The sequence below is a fragment of the Niastella vici genome (genome assembly GCF_002077945.1).
Lineage (GTDB): Bacteria > Bacteroidota > Bacteroidia > Chitinophagales > Chitinophagaceae > Niastella > Niastella vici.
Genome location: NZ_LVYD01000035.1, coordinates 1 through 436, shown reverse-complemented (window position 1 = coordinate 436; position 436 = coordinate 1). Strand labels below are relative to the sequence as shown.

The window sequence follows — 436 nt, the reverse complement described above, 5'->3', positions numbered from 1 at the left end:
CAAGAAGTTTATCTAATTGTGAAAATTGGGTCGCATTTTCGGTGCAGCAATTATCATCTTCTGTTGCATTGCTTTTAGCCAGTTCGTCATGATGATGAGGTGTTGTGCCCTCATGGTGATGGGAAGTTGCTGTTGCGGTAGAAACCGGGTCATCATCATGGTGATGATGTTTTGCATTAAATCCCATATTCAAACCTACAGCGCAGGCAAACCCTACGAGCGTATTTAAGCTAAATACAATGAGTAGAAAAATCGCTTTTAACTGTATGGTCGTGTTCTGTTTCACCTGTGGACTAATACAAAATTATGAATATCATCAATATTACAAATATCCTGCCAGCACTTATTAACCCAAAGCTAAGGTTTTCAGTGTTTTAAATAGTTGTATAATTATGTAAAAAACTTATATAATTATCGGTTTTTCAACTATTCAGCG

General features: G+C 36.5%; 1 protein-coding gene. It reads right to left on the bottom strand.

The window, feature by feature from the left end; all coding sequences use genetic code 11:
• Positions 1–286 (bottom strand): hypothetical protein (locus tag A3860_RS40505; RefSeq protein WP_216823413.1); only part of this gene is annotated, 286 nt, incomplete at its 3' end.
• Positions 287–436: the final 150 nt, after the last annotated feature.